Genomic DNA, 17,397 nt, shown 5'->3' with positions numbered 1-17,397 from the left:
CACGACCATCAAAAAGCCTCAGCCATGCTGAGGTTTTTTTTTGCCCGCTGAAAGGCGATCGGCGCAGCTGCAGGGAGCCGGCGAGCTGGCTTATTCATCTCATCTGTGCGTTTACGATACATAACGCGTACGTGTAATATCAGCGACTCATATCCAGGAGCCCCCCTCAGCCATGCATACACCTTCCTCTGCTCGTAAAACCCAGCTGAGTATCCAGGTGCTGCCAGAGGCTGAAGCCTGATGCTCCCCGTCGACGAACTGAAGGCTGTCAGGGCCCGTGTCACAGAGTGCCTGGGGCTGGCGGCGTCTCATCTTTCCCGTGACATTCCAGAGATACCGGTCCTGTTTAACCTCACTGGTAAATCCGGTGGCATGTTCAGGTACCGCAAAGACAAGGGAACTGGCCGGTGCTACGACCTGCAGTTCCGGTTCAACCGCATTTTGGCGCGAGAGAATCTCTCAGAGTACCTCGATCAAATCTGTCCGCATGAGGTCGCCCACTATGTCACTCACCTGGTATGGGGGGCAGAGGTCGATCCGCACGGGGCCGAATGGACTCAGATTATGGTTGAGGTGTTCAAGGTCCAGGCCGACAGATGTCACCAGCTTGACACATCGAGATCGGTGAAGAGGGAGTTCCTGTACCAGTGCGGGTGTGAAGGTAGAACATTCCGGTTATCGACCAAAAGGCACAACAGCATGGTCAGGCGGACGGCCCTATACAGCTGCAATGCTTGCGGTCAGCTCCTGGCTTTCATCCGAGAGGCTGATAAGGCTGCGGCCCAGGTCATCTCAAAGCTGTTCATTAGCACCCCGGGCCCCGCGATCGACACTGCTCAAGCTGACCGGATCGCCAAGCTCATCATTGATCACCAGGTGAACCAGGTCGTCATTGACTGCTCAATCACGGGTGAGCGCTACCGCCAGCTGATAAGCAAGAAATTGAATGTCCCGTTGGCCTCGGTGACTAGGCATCCGACCCCCGACACCCTGCCAGGCGGGGTGACTCACGCCATCGTCTTCGGCGATGGCCAAGACGATCGCCAAGGGCGCGTAGCCAAGGCTTTCGAGCAGCGAGGGGTGAAGGTACGGATGGTGCGAGCAGGTGTTGGCTGAGGTGGCGGTTATGAAAGCGCCCATTACCACTGAAGCAATTTGCGTAGAGCCCACCATGCGTCATACCGAACCTACCCAGCAATACCCCGATGCCGCGGACACTTTCCGCCTGAAAGCATTCCGAGTCGTCACCGGCGAACTGTTCGCTGCAGCCAATGCGCAGCATGCGCTCGACATGGCCAAATCGCACCTCTCACAGCCCCAGCTCAGCCTGCGTGACGTCGTCGCGGCGAACCACTGGGATTGGGTGGTAACCGATGAGAATGGCGTTGAGCTCGCCGCCGGCGCTTCGGCGCTACTCGCCCGGGCTACCGCACCGGGCTTGCTTGGTCGTTGCAGAACAGACCATTCCTACCAGACCGTGTTCGTCGAAGATCTGAGCGGACGATGCTTGGAATGGGCCATGCGTGAAGCGAGCTTCAAGGCATTTGGTTTCATGATGAGCGCTGAGCCTGGCTGCCCAGTCGCCACTCAGAGGGACGCCGTACGGCGGTGGCTTGGGGATGTCGTGAGCGTCCCTGCAGATCTACATATCCTGGACGTGCAAGCGGCGTGAGCCTTTTGCATGCCGGCACCATGCACCCAGCGGCAGGGGAGAGGCCTCACGTCATACATGTCCGTGTGGGCCATCTCCACCTACAAACTTAACGCACATGAGGTGCCGCACCATGACTAACCCAAACCAAGCAGTAGCAGTCTCCACTGAAGGCCGTGTACCAGCTGATTGGAAAGCTCCTGACTTCTATCAGCCATTGGACCTTCTGCGGGCCAAGCTGGCGTTCCAGTTCGGTGATTTCGCACATCTTGTGCTCAGTCAGTTCGAAAAAGCGAAGACAGCCTACATGGGCCGCGATTTGTCGCAGGCTCAGTTCCCCCGCACTGGCGAGGAGGCGATGATCGAGCTTGAGGTTCGAGCTCAAACCCTGCAGTGGGTTGTTGAAATGGCCGGTCTGACAGGGAAAGCTGTCGACTACGCAGCCAACCGCTATCACGAGGACACCGCGTTCTTGCTGGTCTACTCGATGCCAAACGAAGATGGGCTCCAGACGTTCCGCTGTGGTGGTGGTAGCCCGGGCGCCGCTCTTGCTCAATTCGCGCAGCAGAATCCTGACCGAGTTCAGCTCGTGCAGGAGATCTTTGTGGACAAACGAAGCCTTCAGCCGGAAGCGGCATAACGATTCACCCAAACCCCACCGCCTAGCGCTGGGGTTTTTTTACGCCTGCAGAATACCCGGACGTTCGGCCAGAAAATATTTTTCTGCATGCATAACACGTATGTGTAATTTTACTGTTGTGCGTTTCGGATACTGGCCTTAATATCGGTGCGTGTGAAAATGACAGCATGGTGCCATCAACCTGCCGTATCGATCGTCGAGACGCTGGCGCCAGGCACATTGACCCAACCAATCACGAGGCCCAATCGATGACCCCTCAGGAACTGTTGCAACAGCCCGACGACCAGTACATGAACCCTGAGCAAGTAGCGTTCTTCAAAAACCTGCTGGTGAGCGAAAGCGCTACCGCCACGGGGCGGATCGAGCAGCTGCGCATCGACCTGACGGGCTTGGAAAAAGCTCCTGATGAAGTCGACGCAGCACTGATCGAGCAAGAGCGCCAGTCCATCCTGGGCAGCATCGAACGCGAGAACCAAAGTCTGCGCGATATCAAACAGGCGATGTCTGCCATTGCAGACGGTAGCTACGGCTGGTGCGAAGACACCGGCGAGCCGATCGGCCTCCGTCGCTTACTCTCCTCACCGCGCTCTCTCTTGACTGTCGAGGCCAAGGAGAGCCGCGAAAACAAATCCCGGCACCTTCGCGCAGCGTAATCACTTTTCACCTGAGACATCGCCAGCTCGCCATATTGAGGTTATTCCCCATGCCAAAGTCCCAGCCCCGCAATACATCCCGCACAGCAGATAAGTTCGTGGTGCGCCTGCCTGACGGCATGCGAGAGAAGATCGCTGAAATCGCGAGAGACAATCACCGCAGCATGAACTCGGAAATCATTGCCCGCCTGGACTTGAGCATCGAGCAGGATGAGCATGGCGACCTGACGGTGCGCACGCTGGCGCAGGTAACTCGGCGTTGCGAGGAGCTGGAGCAAGAGCTGGCGCAGATCAAGGCAGCTCAGGGCAACGAAACACCGAAGGCAGGTCTGCAGCAGCTGCCGCGACTGTCGATCGCCAGCGCGCAGTGAAGGACGACCGCCATGGGGAACCTGCTTGATGTAGCTCCTGGCGCAACTGGCGCCGGCACTGCCGACATTGCGGCGTTGCTCTTGAAGGCCGCCCAGCGCTATTTCTACTTGCGTGGCCCTGCCCTCCGAACCGGGAAAGCCAATACCCCAATGGTACGTATCGGCATAGACGCGCTGCTGAGCGGCGAATCGCTCGATGCTGAGGTCGACCGGGCCATGATCGAGACGCATGCCGCGGGGCTCAGTGTTCCACCAGGAGCCAGCGGCCATGCCGGCAGCCATCAGTTCTCAGCGGCAGAAGCGGTGTTTTTGCGAAAGCTGCTCGCAGCGCCACAACCAGCGCAGGCGGCCCAACTCTTGAAGTACGCGACCGCGGTAGGGGTGCGTGACACCGCGAATCTCTTTGCCAACTACATCGCGTACATGAACTCTCCGATGCCCTGGCTGCAGCAGGCGGCCATTGAAGGCCCTCTCGCGACTTTCGGCAGCTCACCATCCAACCGTTTTGAAAATGCGCCTACTGAGCGCCAGCGGGCTACTGAGGGCAGTACGCCGCGCATCTGGTCACAGGCGGTACCCGAAAGTGCCGGCCATTTTTGGAACTGGAGCGGGAAGGAGGGCATCGATGCCTCCTTGTTGGTGGTCACCTGGTCGTCGGACTTAGGCAAGTTCTGCGTAGAAGGGGCACCTGGTACATCGCGACCGATCAGTTGTGAGGAGTGGGGAGGATGGTGGGCAGGGCTCGACCGGCCTAACCCAGCTCAAGAGATCGATTGCCTCCGCTACGCGGCTGCCGGCTGATCGACAGCCCACCTTCCCGGCAGATATCGCTCAGCTGCTTCAACCTCAATTACTCAAGACTGCGCTCATAGGGGCGCTGTCATCACCGACATCACCTAACAAGGCATGACCATGTGGTTTAAGAATCTGACCGTTTACCGTCTGACCCAAGATATTGAATTCGCCGCGGATACGCTCCAAGCCGCCCTGGCGTCGAAGCCGGCACGGCCGTGCGGTTCGCAAGAGCTGGTCACCTATGGCTTCATCGCGCCGCTGGGCAAGGGGGAGGATGCTCCACTCGTTCACCAGAGCGGGAATTTCTTCCTGATCAGTGCTCGGAAGGAAGAGCGCATCCTGCCGGCAAGCGTGGTCAATGATGCTGTGAAGGAGAAGGTCGAGGAGATCGAGAGCGCCCAGCAGCGCAAGGTCTACAAGAAAGAGCGTGACCAGATCAAGGACGATACGATCCAGGCCATGCTGCCGAAGGCGTTTATCCGTCGGGGTGTGATCACAGCGGCCATCGCGCCCAAGCTCGGGCTGATCATCGTCAACAATGCGAGCGCCAAACGTGCAGAGGATCTGCTCTCCACGCTCCGTGAAGTAATGGGGTCCCTGCCGGTGCGCCCGGTGACTGTGAAGATTGCCCCGAGCGCGACCCTCACTGACTGGCTTAAGACCGGCCAGGCGAGCGAAGGCTTCCACGTCCTGGACGAATGTGAACTGCAAGACACACATGAAGATGGGGGATCAGTTCGCTGTAAACGGCAGGATCTCACCAGCGACGAAATCAAAAATCACCTGGCCACTGGCAAGGTCGCGACCAAGCTGTCGCTGGCCTGGCAGGACAAATTGTCTTTCGTCCTGGACGACAAGCTTGTGATCAGGCGCTTGAAGTTCGAAGAGCTGCTTCAAGAGCAGGCTGCCCAGGAAGGGGGAGAGGATGCCCTGGCTGAGGCTGACGCCACGTTCGTGTTGATGATGATGACATTCGCCGAATTCCTCCCGGCTCTGTACGACGCGCTGGGTGGGGAGGAAGTGCCGGCGTCCATCTGAATCAAGCAGGACATCAAGCCTCCGCCGTGGCGGGGGCTTTTTATTGCTCGAAAAAGTATGGAGCCTTGTTCCGCATTCCAGGTGTGTACGGACAACCAGTTTGTCATTTCCCCGATCGGGCTCAGTCCCCGTCAGGGGAGCTGTGTCGACTACTTGGAGCAGCACAATGACCACCATCATCAACGCAACAATTGGCGAATCGAAAGGCGTTTCACGTGTCTTCATGGAGGGCCGTCACCTGCTGACAGCGGGTGTTCAGATTGGCAATAAATACTCGATTAAGTCTGACAAGGTTGCCCGACGTCTAGAGCTAATTGAGGTTCAATTCGGCTTCGCCGGAAAGTGCATCAGCGTATCAAAACGTGAGCGCAATGGGGTTGTTCATCCAGTAATCGACCTGCGTTCAGAGCAAATTCGTGAAGTCTTTGAAGATGATCATAAGGTCCGCGTTGCGATTCGTCGTGGCCGGATTGTGATCACTGCTTTGCAGATTCAAACCAAGATCCGCGAGCGCCTCAAGCGCATGAAAGAAAAGTTGGACCGTGGCCAGAAGCTCGCTGTATGTAGTCTTTTTCATGGCGGTGGGATCTTAGATGCCGCAGTGCACTCTGGCTTAATGCGGTCGGGTGTAGGCTCGTTCTTACAAGTCGGTGTTGAGCTAGAAAGCGAGTATCTCGACTGCTCAATGCGGAATAACACTGAAATTTGGACAGAGGATTCAATTGCGATCAACTCTGATGTTCGGGATGTGTATCTAAGTGAAAATACGCCGCAATGTGAGGTTTTGCTTGGAGGGATTCCCTGTATAGCAGCGTCAAAGAGCGGTAAGGTTAAAAATAAACTGACTTTTGCAGAGGAGCATGCTGACGCAGGCGCGCTTTTCGTGGACTATCTCAACTGGCTCCGTCATGTCAACCCTTGTATTGCGCTGATTGAAAATGTTGGGGAGTACGCAAATACAGCTTCCATGGCGGCTATCCGAAGTGTGTTTATCTACCTCGGATACAGAGTTCATGAAGCAGTCCTTGATGGATGGGACTACGGGACGCTGGAGCACCGGAAACGCTTGGTCGTTGTGGCAATAACTCCCGGTATTGGGGACTCTTTCTCGTTTGAAAATCTGAAGGTGAACAAGGTGAGAGAGACATGCATCAATGCAATACTTGATGACATTCCTCTCGACGACGAATCTTGGAAATCCTATGAATACTTGGCAACTAAGGAGAAAAGAGACAAGGCTGAAGGCAAGGGTTTCGCGAGGCAATTACTAACAGGAAATGAATCTGGTTGTGGCACGCTTGGGACGGGCTACAAGAAGGGCAGAAGTACCGAACCCTTCATATTGCATCCCGAAAATCCAGGACTCAGCAGGCTCTTTACTAAAGCGGAACATGAAAGGCTCAAAGGCATTCCTGCAGGGTTAACCGATGGGGTTTCTGAAACGATTGGTCATGAAATATGTGGTCAGAGCGTCTGCTTTCCTAAGTTTGTTTCAGTGGGTGAGGAAATAGGGCGGGCACTCATGTCATCCCGCAATAACGTGGTTAACTTTCCGTCGCGATCAGCTCAAGCCAGCATGGACGAGGCGGTTTGCGCGGAACCCGAGAAATTCCAAACTGGATCACTGGCTTTACTGATCTGATTGGTGAGGTGCCGCCTTAAACGCTACTCAAACCCGGTTCGCTTAGGCGAATCGGGTTTTTCTTTGCTCGATGAAATTGTTTCAGGCGCTTGATGCCGTCAACCTAATTTGCTATACATTAGTCACTAGTTTTCCCAGAGAGGGGGCGAACATGAAATCGATGACTTTTACTTCTGAATTTCTGAGTGCTGCAAAACAGGCTCCGCGCATCTATTTTGCGCCTCTGGTGGGTGCTTATAAAGCCATCAAGGCTGAAATGGCCAAGGCCGGCGGAGGCGACCGCTCAACCAAGACCACCCCCAAGCACTGACCTTCACAAAGAACCCGCCGATCGAGCGGGTTTTTTGTGCCTGTGGTTTACTGGTTTCTGTGAAGCATCCCCTTGGAGCAAGTTAACTTTCAGGGGGCCATCATGCTTCTCGCAATCAACGATCCTGCAGTTCAATCCGCTTTGATAAATGCATTTGCAGCTGTCACCAGTACTGTCCTGGCTGCTGCCTCGGCCGCTCTGATCGGAAAGAAATTTTCGGACCGAAAAAAACTGGAGCAGTCCTTGGAGCTGTGTCAGAAGGACGTCGAATTCTTACTCCAGGTGGAGGCAGAGCATGTCGAGCTCCACAAGGAGCGGGGTGACAAATCCAACAAGCTGAAGGTCCGTGAGAGAGTTAGGGATCTCGGCTTCTCGTTCTCAGGCAAATTCACACCAGGTCGGCTGCGGCAGGCCCGGCAGAGCTGATCGAGATGTGTCCACCCATCAACCCAGCCAGGCTATGCCTGGCTTTTTTGTGCCTGCCGATTACAGACCCGCGTTACGCATCTCCAGGGGCTAGGTCTACCGCAAGAAGGCCTATGGGATTTCTCAACGACCGCCCCAGGTCCTTTCAGGAGTAACAGATGTCCAAAACGCACAAAAAACCTTGGTGGAGCCCGATCGCTCACTTCGGAGCCCATGGCTTCGTCGGTACTATCATCTTCTTGATCATCATGGTGCCAGCAGTCTTGCTCAACCATTTGGTCCAATACTTGGCTAAGTTTGGGATAAGCGATTTCACCTTGCTAATTCTCGGGCTTCTCGAACATGCCATTGTGCTTGTAGATGCTGGTCTTTTCTTCGTCTTTATTTGCATTGGGGCAGCCCGGGCAATCAAGGAGTTTGCTGAATGAATCAATCATTTGGGTCTGAGTTCGCTAACGCTGCAAGGCAGGCACCACGAATCTTCTTCGCGCCATTGATGGGGGCTGTAGCTGCCATCAAAGATGAGTTCAGGCGCGTGAAGTACGGTGCAGACCAAAACAGCAAGCCGCTGCAATCCAAATAAACGCTCAGCAGAGCTACCTATAAAGTAACGCTAAATCCGACCCACCATCCTAGATGGTGGGTCTTTTTTTTGGTTCTGATTTTCGGTGCCGCCGTGTCCTCCCAGGCGCTGCTTGCGGGCAATGAGCGGCAAGAGGCTGGCAGATTTGCACCGACTCTATAGCCGTATGCGTACGCGTTATGTATTCTTGTACCTGGTAATTTCTTGGAACCGATAGGAGCGTTCAATTTGGCCAACACACTCGAATTCGAGGTCGGCGCCGGCTACGAGGTGGCCAACCCACCCAAGCTTGCTGTTGGTGACGATCAGCACCACCAGCTCTCTCGTTTTTTCACTGTGCTGGCCACCGACGAGCACGGGGTGTCGGTGTATGACGGGTGGTACGGTGAGGGTTTTTCGAGCTTGCATCTCCCGCATGATGTCCTTGCGCAGCTTGACGTGACGAGGCTGCCGTCCCGAGGTGAGGCCGGAGCTGCGGACTTGGCCAACGCTATCGCTACCTCAGCCGCCGCTGCCATCGAGCGCCGTGACCAGGTGAAGGAGCACGGTGCTGCTGAGCAAAGCGTGCACGCCTCGCAACGATTCTTCGTGCAGTTCTTCTCCGGCCAGATCAGGGGGCTCGCCTCCAAAGGGCTGATAAACCCAGACCTTGCAGTTCAGATGATCAGCCTGTCGACCGGGGTGGAGCTTACTGTCGGTGAATAGTCGAGGGCGATTCTTCTCTCTGCGCATCGCTATAGCTGCCGTTGCCACTGTCTGCGCTGTTGCTGCTGTCGGCCTGATCCTGTTCAAACCTTGGGCCCAGCGTGGCTTCGAGGTAGCAGCAGCTAAGCCGGTGGGGCGGTACTGCCTGATCAAGCCAGGTGAGCACCGGACCCATTGCGAGGGCGAGGATACCGGCCCCAGGGACCCAGTATTAGCAGCCATCAAAACCATGTCTCAACAAGGGGGGCGGCCGTGATGCCACCTCTCGCCAGTCAAATCGTACTACCTGTTCTGTATCCAACCCAACCTGAGGAACCGCTATGACAATCACTACCGACATGCTCGCTCGTATCGCCGTTGTGGTGCTGGCCGTAATCATTTCGATCGCTATCAACCGCCGCAAAGCTCTTTTCACTGTGAAAAACGCCTCTGGCCCTGAGCAGGTCCAGGCCATTCAGGGCTTTGCTGACCGTTCGCTGCGCGATGTCAATATCCTGATCTGGCTGTGCTCGGCCCTCTGCGCAGCCGCACTGGCCGTGTGTTTCTACTCGATCTTCATCCCGCTGTAAGCCTGTCCTGGTCGATGGCCAAGGCCTCGGTTCATATCTGTGAACTGAGGCCTTTTTTGTGGCGGCATCATGACATCGAATGGCTAGAAGTATTTTGATTCATCCAGTATTATGCGTACGTGTTATAAATCAAATCTAGGAGCTTGAGATGCAGCAAATCCAATTCTGGGCCATGCGGACGTTGAACATTGTTGGCCAAGTGCCGGCAGCCTTAGCACTCGCGGCTTTCGTGTTTGTGTGGGCAAAGATTGGCCACATCACCCCCACACTCGCTTTCGTGCTGATCGCGGTCCTGGTGATGGCAGTGCTCTTCGTACAGCTGATGAAAATGGCCGATCGTAAAAAAGCCAAAGCTGAGCAGGCTCGTGCTGGCGCCGGTCTGCGCTGAGCTGCACCATGTCTGCCAGCCTGACGCAAATCACTCGGTGCCGTCCGTATGTGCGAAGCCTGATCGATACCGGCTTCTACAGCGAGATTCCGATGCATCGCGGGGTGGTTGAGCGCGTGGAGCTCGCAGGTGGCTATACCGTGGAGCTGAGCCTTTCAGGGGATGTATTTGATGGCTCTGCGGTGTGTGAAGTGCGACTGGTTACAGCCTGGCTCCTATTGAAGTCAGAGGCTGTTCCGGTCGCTATCCTGGACGGGGTTTTGTTGTCCAGTGGAGAGGGGAAGCGATACTCCTTGGCTGATGCTTGCGATCTGGTCAGCGAGGCCGTCCAGGCGCTGGTTCACGAGCTGGTCAGGACCTGCCATCAGGACTTCGGCGCTGTGCTGGAAGCTGGCAGCGTCTTTGTTATAACCCGGCTGGAAGTTCGCGATAAATTCAGGTCGTCAGAGCTGAGTCAGTCTATCGTCGAAGTTTCATGTACCTGGCTTCGTTCGAAATGCCGGTTGGCGCTTCTTACCCTGCAGCCGTTTCCTCTCCAATACGAAAATACTGCACCCGTTCTAGGCAGCCGGCATTACGAGCCATACTGGCGAGCCCTTAGTGCGGACGTGGAAAAGCTCTCTTCATATTACAGCTATCACTTTGATTGTATCGCTGCGTCACTTGAGTCAACTCTGTTGATCAAGCCGCTGAGCGGATACAAATGCGCGCTAAGCCGGGCAGGGTGGTCGTTCATAGCCGCGGAGTAAACATGCTCGCTACACAGAAGCAGCCTAAAGGCGTGAAGTACAATATCCAACTCCTCATGAACGGATGGGTGGTTGCAGCGCTCTTGTGGACGGTTGGATCCTTAATTGAATTCCTCCTGGAGAAGTTCAAAGTCACCCCTGCCTACAGCTACGGCTTCTGGGTCAAGGTGGTTGGCTGGGCAGTGGGCGGTATCTTTTTTGCTCTGTTCATAAGCCGCTTGGCTATCTATCGTTACCATAAAAAGATGGGCAAATACTTATGAGCCTGTTTTTGATCGGAGTTGGCTTGACCGTAGCTGCTCCGGCGCTCTGTCGCAAAAAGTATCAGGCCCACGGGCCAGCCTGGATTTACTCCCTAGGGTGCGCCGCCGCGGTGCTCGGCCCCTACATTTTGCTTTGCACATTTTTGGACATGGCGACATTGCTCGCGACTGCAGCAGTCCTTGGCCTGCCGTTCTGGGTCTATGAACGGTATCGGGGAGCTAGGGGCCGGCATCACTACACGCAAGGCGTGGTGGCCTTTCTGGTGGAGTTGACGCCTGTTGCCGTTTTCCTGCTCCTATTCCGATCCTTTGTCGCCGAACCATACCTTGTTCCGTCGTCATCGATGCGCCCCACGCTTGGGGTGGGGAGTGTCGTTGTAGTCGATAAGTTCACCTACGGGATGAGATTGCCATTCGTTCCGAAGCCAATCACGCAAGGTCGACCCCCGAAATTTGGCGATGTTCTGGTTTTCCGATTCCCACTCGATCCGTCTAAGCCTTACATCAAGCGTGTGGTGGGAGTGCCAGGTGACCACATCACTTATCAAGGCGGTGTATTGGCCATTAATAATGTACCGGCGGTACATGTGGGCGAGAAGCCATATGCTTACGAAGATGAAGCTAGCGGGAAGCTCAAGCAGGTCGATTATGCGCTGGAGAATATTCACGACTTACAAATCGGCACGATCAAAGACCCTGGTATCAGTGACTTTGGTGTAAGTACTGATTTTCCTGCTATTCCCGGTTGTGAGAGAAATCTGTCAGGCTTGGCATGTACTGTTCCTGCCGATTCTTATTTCGTACTGGGTGACAATCGACCCAATAGCCTGGACAGCCGTTACTGGGGGTTTGTCACGGATAAGGAAATCATAGGTCGTGCCATTTTTGATCTTGATTTCACTAGCGGCAAATTGGATATAAGCCGAGTAACTCGCTGATTCGCAACCAAGGAGCGCCTGTCATGGACCGACGCAAGAATACAACGCCGTGTTTCTCATTACCTGCTTGTAAGGCAACGCAAGGCCTTGCACCCACCTTTCAGGAGAGAAACGCATGAACTTCCATAACACAGCAATCAAATACGCCCAACTCGCAGCAGCTGCAGTCGATTCCCGCGGTCACCTGCTGCACCAGGTGGGATCGTACCCTGCAGGAACGGTACGTGACGCTGAGCTCGCTGAGCTTGAGCAAGCGTATCGATCGACAGTCATCGCCGAGGTGGTGAGCTCCAGTGAACTGAAGGCCACGGCCCACGTCGTGTTGTCCCAGGACGACGAGGAGTCTGGTGCGGATGCAGAGGTGATCGGTATCTGCTTTGACTCCGCTTCGGCAGAAGGTCTTGCCGACGAGGCTGCATCCGAAATGGCTAAACGCATCAATCAGTTGCTGGCCAATGACATGGGCGCCGATTTCGAACCTGTTTCGGTCACGCAGACTGGCCAGGAGCGTATCGTCTCCAATTCCGATGTCGGTATTCTGGGTGCTATACGCATCAAGACTGCTTCGGTAAGCATCGAGGGCAACGGTTTCGGACTGCATACCGTTACCTCGCCAATCATCCCGCATGGGATGGCCAGTTTGTAAACCAGCTGTATGCCCGGGCCAAGTGCCCGGGTTTTTTTTGCGCTCGGAAGTATGGGTTCCATGGGGTCGCACGTGGCGTTGTGCTGATCTATGCTCATCCAGTATTATCAGTACACGTTACGTATCGATAGGGCTCTAGTCATGGATAGCCGTTCCTCACACTCTCTGATCATTCGCGTCGTGGTTGCTCTTGTCGTCGTAGTCATGGGCCTGCTGGCTACCATGGCTGTTGGCGCCGGCCTGGTGGAGATCTCCCCCAAGCTGATTTTCAAGGGAGTATTCCTTTGCCTTGTCGGTGGAGCGCTGCTCCTCATCATTCGCGCCTACGTGGCCGCTCCTGTGGAGCTGGATGACCAGGCTGCTGCAGATGCTAACGGAAGCAAATAGATGTTCGACCTTCATGAAGGGGGCAGCAGTCCCGAAGCGTCAGCCAATATGAGCTCTCGCAATCTCTTTTTCGAATCGGCGGATAGCGGTTTGAGCAATGTTGCCTGGGCCCAGCTGATGGACCAGTTCCGCGACGAGCAGGGCTGGGCGGATACCCGGCTTAGCAAAGAAATTGGCATCAGCATCTCCATGATCCGCCAATGCCGAGTGCACATGCGCCCCTTGCCGCCTCCAGCGCGCATACGCACGCTGGGCGCGATGGGTGTGGAGGTGACCTTGTCGACTCTGCTCGCAGCATTGCCAGAGCCAATTCGAGAGGCAGTGGAGGCGGCCAATCAACAGTCACAGGTGGTCCGCGAGACATTGGTGTATGGTTTCTTCGATCGCCTGGACGCCGGCGGATCACCAGACCTGGTCAGTGCCTTCTTCGATGGTTTGGCAGCGATCTCGGGGCTGAGTGACAGTGAGCAAGCGTCCCGTATCGGCCTGTCCCTGGAGGATTTCATTCAGATCCGCACAGGGCGTAGACCCATCCCGTTTCGTGTCAAGATGGCTATCTCTGGTGCCTACACGTCCAAGGAGCTTGGTCCCCTGATCCTATCGCTGCTGCCGGCGGCCTAGGAAAGGGGAATTTTCACAGCATTCGCTAACGCCAATATTATACATACGTGTTATGCTTCGGAAAGATTCTGGCGGTTGTCGCCGGTGCATTTTCTGGAGGTGTCTATGGCGGCTCACATTACTGCTCCAACCAAGTGCCTTTGTGGGCATGTTGATCTGTTCAGCTTTTCCTCTCCGGGGATGGGCGGGCGCCGGCAGGATCGCCTCTACGCCAATAGCACTCTCTGCGGGGATTGTAGCGCCCATATCCGCGACCTGGTGAAGCCCCAAGCAAAGGGCTTCTATCAGATCAGCTTGCCCCAGCTGGTGGGCCACACTCGTGCAGTTTCCTGGGCCAATTCGCTCCGCCTGGGCCATATACGCTCTCTCGGTCCGATCATGGCTCACCTGAAGGGCAGGACTGATCCAGTGGCGGTTGCGGCGCTGGCCGTCTTCGAGATGCTCTTCAAGATCACTGATGCTCAGTACTGGATCGGTGGCAAGGAGCACGCATTTGGCGCTGGCCACTGGGTGGTTTCGGAGATCGAGCATTTGATGCGCAAGCGTGACCTTTCCATGCACGAGAACTCCCGATCAGCCTATTGCTACTGGAAGGCAATCAATCCCGCAGTCATCCACCAAGCCCGGCAGGAAGCGTCTGCGCTTCTGTCATCGACTCCAGTGTCGACGGGTGAATCGCCGGCAGTCCAACCATTCCAAGCACAACCCCCAGCGGACAGCACTTCGGTGTTCCTCTGATCGGTGCCTCAGGTGAATTCGTGCAAGTAGAGAACTCAATAGCGCACCAAGACTCAGGAGCGTTTCCAGGGCCAGCTCCATCCGACACCCCTTGCTGCGCGGTAGTAAGGGGGGCGGTTCAATGCGCTGGATATGGCTTCCTGGCGAGCCAGGGGGCCATTATTGGCCATAACGAGATGACCCCTTGCCCTGCATGCAATACCGTGTTGTTTCTGGCCAACGCGAAGAACCAGGCCTCTGCGCCTGCAGGCGCAGCCGGCAGCGACATGGCAACAGAACAGATCTGGCTGGATGCGCTCCGGGTAGCTCATCGGGAGAACCCCGGTGGCGTGCACGCGGCCTTGGAAGAGGTCGGTGAGGTGCAAGTCCGGGTACTGGTGCCTGATCGATCGGCCGTTGTTGTTCGTATTTACAACGCCCCCTACCAGCTCAGTGAGACAGAGCTCGATGATGCGGCCGTCGACGCCATCGCGCTCAGCATGAAGGTGAAGATGGCCAGGAGCCGGGCGAAAGGCCGTGCTGGCTGGAATGAAGGCGATACATGCCCTGCTGATTTCCTATCGAGAGAACTGCGCGAGCACGTCGAGAAAGGAGACCCGCTCGATGTCGCTATCTACGCGATGATGTTGCACCTACGCGGGGAGGTCATCTCTCCAGCAGATTGCGCCACTCACGCATCAACCCAAAACGACCCTGTTTGAGTAAGCCCCCATGATCAGACTGACAAAACTGGCCATCTTCGCCATCGCGGCATTCGGCGCTTGCAGTGCCTCTGCTGTCGAGCTTGTGCTTTCTTCCAATGCCAATGAAATCCCTCAGGACCTGGTCAAGGAGACGATTTCATCCCACTTGCCAGAGCAGATTGTGAAGTTGGATGGCGGCTACAAGCTTTACGCCTACCTGGAAACGGCCGACTATCAACCAGGTGAGCGGCTTTTCAGCTATTCGGTGCAGCTCCACAAGCGCGTGGTGGAGGCTGGCACAGGCAAGGTCTACTGGGTTAGCACAGGCGGCGTCAGGGGCCACGGTGTAGCCGTTTCTCAGGATACGATCCTCGGCAACCTAGGAAGTGACCTCGTGGCTGGCGCCAGTTCATTCAAGCTCGATCAGATGTAATGCCAGGTGTAGGTTCACAAAATAGATGACATACCAGGCCCCGTTTTGATCGGCGCCTGGTCATTTTTTTTGTGAAGCGGGGCGGCGTTTCACAGAAAAGTTCACTCCTACCCATCGGCCACAGCTGTTGACCATCCTTGCAAGAGCCTGGGTGCCCATGCGCTTCCACTGCCGGCCGTATCAGCAGTACTCCAGCTGCACCCCGAAAATAGGTCATCCGTAGGGGAAACCCTGGCAGCTCATTCTTTCAGCGTGACAATTAAATCCAAGGCGATACTATGCGTGTACGCGTACGCGTTATGTATCAAATATGCCTATTGATGCTGTCAGCGTTGGAGCCCGATATGACTGCGAAACGACCATTGCTTTTGTCTCTGTCAGGGGTGCTCTCACTGTCCCTGGTCTCAGCCGACTCGTTCAGTTTAAATCTTGTGCCAGACCCTCCTTCGAGCGAACTGCCTACGTACCTGGCTGCATCCGCGGGGGCCCTTTTCCTCCTCGGTGCTTGGTACTGGTTCAACCGGTCCAGAACCACGGCACAAGTGGCAGAACTGCGGATCCAGCGCCAGCTTCAGGCGCTTGAGAAACTGGAGACCCAGGTTGGCCGAGCGGAACAAGTACTGTCCTTGAAGTGTGAATACATGACGCACCAGGTGCGCACTGAGCTTCAAGATGCCCTGTACGCCATCACTACAGACACCATCCGGAACATGGGTGGGCTGCGCCGGCGGGAACTCATGACCGACAAGCAGTTCCGCAAATTGATGGCGCGGTCTGATGAGTTTTTCAAAAGCCTGGAGAAAGCGCAGGCCAGTGAGGTCACGATAAATCTGGACGATGATGTGCCACTACTCATGCCAGATCGGGGCAATCCTCTACCAAAGCCGGTACCTCAAAAGCGTCCTGATGCCCCCCTGACACTTCAAGCTCCTACGGCAACTGCGGCAGCGAGTATCCCGATTCCGGTGAAGCCGCGGCCGAAGGGCGCCAATGCTGACGCAGGGGAGTCGGATGGGGTGCCGGCACTGGCGGTTACGTCAGCTCTCGTTCTGGGTGGTGGTCTGCTCTCCAGCAATGGGCTGTTCCTGGGTGATGATGATGCCCAAGAGTCAGATCAGAACGACTCCCTGGATGATTGAGGCTTATGGATACCTCCACGTCCGCACCTGGCATCGAAGTATCGGCTGTCAGGCGCATCGCTGACTCCAGCATGCAGGGCATTACCCGGGACAACCGCCCATCGAAGCCTTCTGATGCCGGCTGGCGCGTTCGACTGATGAAGGATGGGAAGTTTGTCGCCGATCGCCATTTTCGCGACTTGGCCTACCACGGCCGTTCCCGCGCAAAGCGAGCAGCGCAATGCTATCGCGACGACATGGCCACTGAGCACCAGATCCAGTTCACCCAAACCGTGCACACTGATCTTGCCCTCCAGCGCCATGCAGCAGGCCTGACTCAGGCAGCTATAGCCTCGATGCTGTCCGTGTCACCCGGGCTGGTATCGAAATGGGAGAAAGGGGGCCATATACCGGCTGCAGCTCGATCGCTCTTCCAAGCTGCAGTGCAAGGTGAGCTGGTCGGCGACGCACCGAGCCTGGCCGGTGCAGACATCAGGCGCATCAGGGCCGAGGTTCTAGGGTGGACACAAACACAACTGGCCGATGCACTGGGATGGGCGTACGCCGCAGTAGGCTATTGGGAAAGAGGGCAGCGGCGGATTCCAGGTTGGGTCCAGGTGTACATGCAGGCGATCGATGAGGGCCGTGTCAGTGGCAAGCAGTATTGAGGTTGGTAGCACTTCAACAATTGACGGAGCGATCAGCCGGTGGCGGCAGGTGAGGCCTTTGCACCTTCGCCTCCCGATCGTCTTTTCAGATGGTACTCAATTGGCCCGCTTCGCAGTCGACTGCGGCCAATGCCGGCGTAGTTTGAACGGAGAGTTGGTGAGGGGGGAGGTCACACCTCAGCCGGGCGATCGCTTCGAGCTGGCTGGGCTTGCTGCCTGTGAGGCATGCGCATCGTTCACTCGATTCACGATCATGTGCACGGGCTCATCCGGTTCGGTGCAGCTTGAGTGGTCAGCTTTCGGGGAAATGAAGCGGCACGAGGTGCATACAACTTGGAGGACGAGGTTGAAGGCCATTTTCCGGTAGGCAAAAAAAAGGTTC

Annotated in this window: 25 protein-coding genes and 1 pseudogene; all 26 read left to right on the top strand. The window is 56.0% G+C overall.

Annotated elements, in window-relative coordinates; all coding sequences use genetic code 11:
- The first annotated feature begins 240 nt into the window (after positions 1–240).
- The 26 genes and pseudogenes from LMH93_RS29075 to LMH93_RS28950 all read left to right on the top strand — a co-directional run bounded on the left by LMH93_RS29075 (position 241) and on the right by LMH93_RS28950 (position 17,015).
- On the top strand, positions 241–1,116 hold the full coding sequence (locus LMH93_RS29075) for a SprT family zinc-dependent metalloprotease (RefSeq protein WP_023383702.1): 876 nt from the start codon (positions 241–243) through the stop codon (positions 1,114–1,116).
- A gap of 10 nt (positions 1,117–1,126) precedes the next feature.
- Positions 1,127–1,672, top strand: a complete 546-nt coding sequence (locus LMH93_RS29070; RefSeq protein WP_176483548.1) for a hypothetical protein — start codon at positions 1,127–1,129, stop codon at positions 1,670–1,672.
- A 112-nt stretch (positions 1,673–1,784) separates the two neighbouring features.
- Positions 1,785–2,291, top strand: coding sequence for a hypothetical protein (locus LMH93_RS29065; protein WP_023383704.1), 507 nt, complete (start codon positions 1,785–1,787; stop codon positions 2,289–2,291).
- 248 nt (positions 2,292–2,539) lie between these two features.
- Complete coding sequence (locus LMH93_RS29060) at positions 2,540–2,944, top strand: TraR/DksA family transcriptional regulator (RefSeq protein ID WP_023383705.1); 405 nt, start codon at positions 2,540–2,542, stop codon at positions 2,942–2,944.
- 50 nt (positions 2,945–2,994) lie between these two features.
- Positions 2,995–3,144, top strand: a pseudogene (locus tag LMH93_RS30040) (Arc family DNA-binding protein); the annotation flags it as partial.
- A 183-nt stretch (positions 3,145–3,327) separates the two neighbouring features.
- Entirely contained in the window at positions 3,328–4,116 is a 789-nt protein-coding gene (locus tag LMH93_RS29050; RefSeq protein WP_054895176.1) for a hypothetical protein, read from the top strand.
- A 111-nt stretch (positions 4,117–4,227) separates the two neighbouring features.
- A complete protein-coding gene (gene rdgC / locus LMH93_RS29045; protein ID WP_023383708.1) occupies positions 4,228–5,148 on the top strand; it encodes a recombination-associated protein RdgC in 921 nt (306 codons plus the stop codon).
- Positions 5,149–5,314: 166 nt separating this feature from the next.
- Positions 5,315–6,790 carry a DNA cytosine methyltransferase gene (locus LMH93_RS29040; RefSeq protein WP_054895177.1) on the top strand — a complete coding sequence of 492 codons (1,476 nt, stop codon included), beginning with the start codon at positions 5,315–5,317 and terminating at the stop codon, positions 6,788–6,790.
- Between the two features lie 151 nt (positions 6,791–6,941).
- Positions 6,942–7,100 (top strand): hypothetical protein, encoded by a 159-nt coding sequence (locus LMH93_RS29035; RefSeq protein WP_156342200.1) that lies wholly within the window; start codon positions 6,942–6,944, stop codon positions 7,098–7,100.
- Positions 7,101–7,202: 102 nt separating this feature from the next.
- Positions 7,203–7,526 carry a hypothetical protein gene (locus tag LMH93_RS29030; RefSeq protein ID WP_041925835.1) on the top strand — a complete coding sequence of 108 codons (324 nt, stop codon included), beginning with the start codon at positions 7,203–7,205 and terminating at the stop codon, positions 7,524–7,526.
- Between the two features lie 158 nt (positions 7,527–7,684).
- Entirely contained in the window at positions 7,685–7,954 is a 270-nt protein-coding gene (locus LMH93_RS29025) for a hypothetical protein (RefSeq protein WP_023383712.1), read from the top strand.
- Positions 7,951–8,109: a hypothetical protein gene (locus LMH93_RS29020; protein WP_023383713.1), complete on the top strand. Its 159-nt coding sequence runs from the start codon at positions 7,951–7,953 to the stop codon at positions 8,107–8,109. The genes LMH93_RS29025 and LMH93_RS29020 overlap by 4 nt, the downstream gene beginning before the upstream one ends.
- A 228-nt stretch (positions 8,110–8,337) precedes the next feature.
- On the top strand, positions 8,338–8,814 hold the full coding sequence (locus tag LMH93_RS29015; RefSeq protein WP_023383714.1) for a hypothetical protein: 477 nt from the start codon (positions 8,338–8,340) through the stop codon (positions 8,812–8,814).
- Positions 8,815–9,134: 320 nt separating this feature from the next.
- Complete coding sequence (locus LMH93_RS29010) at positions 9,135–9,383, top strand: hypothetical protein (protein WP_023383715.1); 249 nt, start codon at positions 9,135–9,137, stop codon at positions 9,381–9,383.
- Between the two features lie 148 nt (positions 9,384–9,531).
- Positions 9,532–9,771: a hypothetical protein gene (locus tag LMH93_RS29005; protein ID WP_023383716.1), complete on the top strand. Its 240-nt coding sequence runs from the start codon at positions 9,532–9,534 to the stop codon at positions 9,769–9,771.
- An 8-nt stretch (positions 9,772–9,779) separates the two neighbouring features.
- A complete protein-coding gene (locus tag LMH93_RS29000) occupies positions 9,780–10,520 on the top strand; it encodes a hypothetical protein (protein ID WP_023383717.1) in 741 nt (246 codons plus the stop codon).
- A gap of 2 nt (positions 10,521–10,522) precedes the next feature.
- Positions 10,523–10,783: a hypothetical protein gene (locus tag LMH93_RS28995; RefSeq protein ID WP_023383718.1), complete on the top strand. Its 261-nt coding sequence runs from the start codon at positions 10,523–10,525 to the stop codon at positions 10,781–10,783.
- Entirely contained in the window at positions 10,780–11,721 is a 942-nt protein-coding gene (lepB, locus tag LMH93_RS28990; RefSeq protein ID WP_023383719.1) for a signal peptidase I, read from the top strand. Before LMH93_RS28995 ends, lepB begins: the two co-directional genes overlap by 4 nt.
- Before the next feature lie 115 nt (positions 11,722–11,836).
- Positions 11,837–12,367, top strand: a complete 531-nt coding sequence (locus LMH93_RS28985; protein ID WP_023383720.1) for a hypothetical protein — start codon at positions 11,837–11,839, stop codon at positions 12,365–12,367.
- A gap of 141 nt (positions 12,368–12,508) precedes the next feature.
- Positions 12,509–12,754 carry a hypothetical protein gene (locus LMH93_RS28980; RefSeq protein ID WP_135002420.1) on the top strand — a complete coding sequence of 82 codons (246 nt, stop codon included), beginning with the start codon at positions 12,509–12,511 and terminating at the stop codon, positions 12,752–12,754.
- Complete coding sequence (locus LMH93_RS28975; protein WP_054895178.1) at positions 12,755–13,375, top strand: hypothetical protein; 621 nt, start codon at positions 12,755–12,757, stop codon at positions 13,373–13,375.
- Positions 13,376–13,480: 105 nt separating this feature from the next.
- On the top strand, positions 13,481–14,113 hold the full coding sequence (locus LMH93_RS28970) for a hypothetical protein (protein WP_023383723.1): 633 nt from the start codon (positions 13,481–13,483) through the stop codon (positions 14,111–14,113).
- A gap of 203 nt (positions 14,114–14,316) precedes the next feature.
- Positions 14,317–14,814, top strand: a complete 498-nt coding sequence (locus LMH93_RS28965; RefSeq protein ID WP_054926275.1) for a hypothetical protein — start codon at positions 14,317–14,319, stop codon at positions 14,812–14,814.
- 10 nt (positions 14,815–14,824) lie between these two features.
- Positions 14,825–15,229, top strand: coding sequence for a hypothetical protein (locus tag LMH93_RS28960; protein WP_023383725.1), 405 nt, complete (start codon positions 14,825–14,827; stop codon positions 15,227–15,229).
- 344 nt (positions 15,230–15,573) lie between these two features.
- Positions 15,574–16,368, top strand: a complete 795-nt coding sequence (locus LMH93_RS28955) for a hypothetical protein (protein WP_023383726.1) — start codon at positions 15,574–15,576, stop codon at positions 16,366–16,368.
- A 5-nt stretch (positions 16,369–16,373) separates the two neighbouring features.
- A complete protein-coding gene (locus tag LMH93_RS28950) occupies positions 16,374–17,015 on the top strand; it encodes a helix-turn-helix domain-containing protein (protein WP_023383727.1) in 642 nt (213 codons plus the stop codon).
- Positions 17,016–17,397 lie beyond the last annotated feature (382 nt).

This window comes from Pseudomonas sp. CIP-10 (genome assembly GCF_020911845.1).
Taxonomy (GTDB): Bacteria; Pseudomonadota; Gammaproteobacteria; order Pseudomonadales; family Pseudomonadaceae; genus Aquipseudomonas; species Aquipseudomonas alloputida.
Note: the sequence above shows the minus strand (reverse complement) of the source record. Positions and strands in the feature narration are given on the sequence as shown.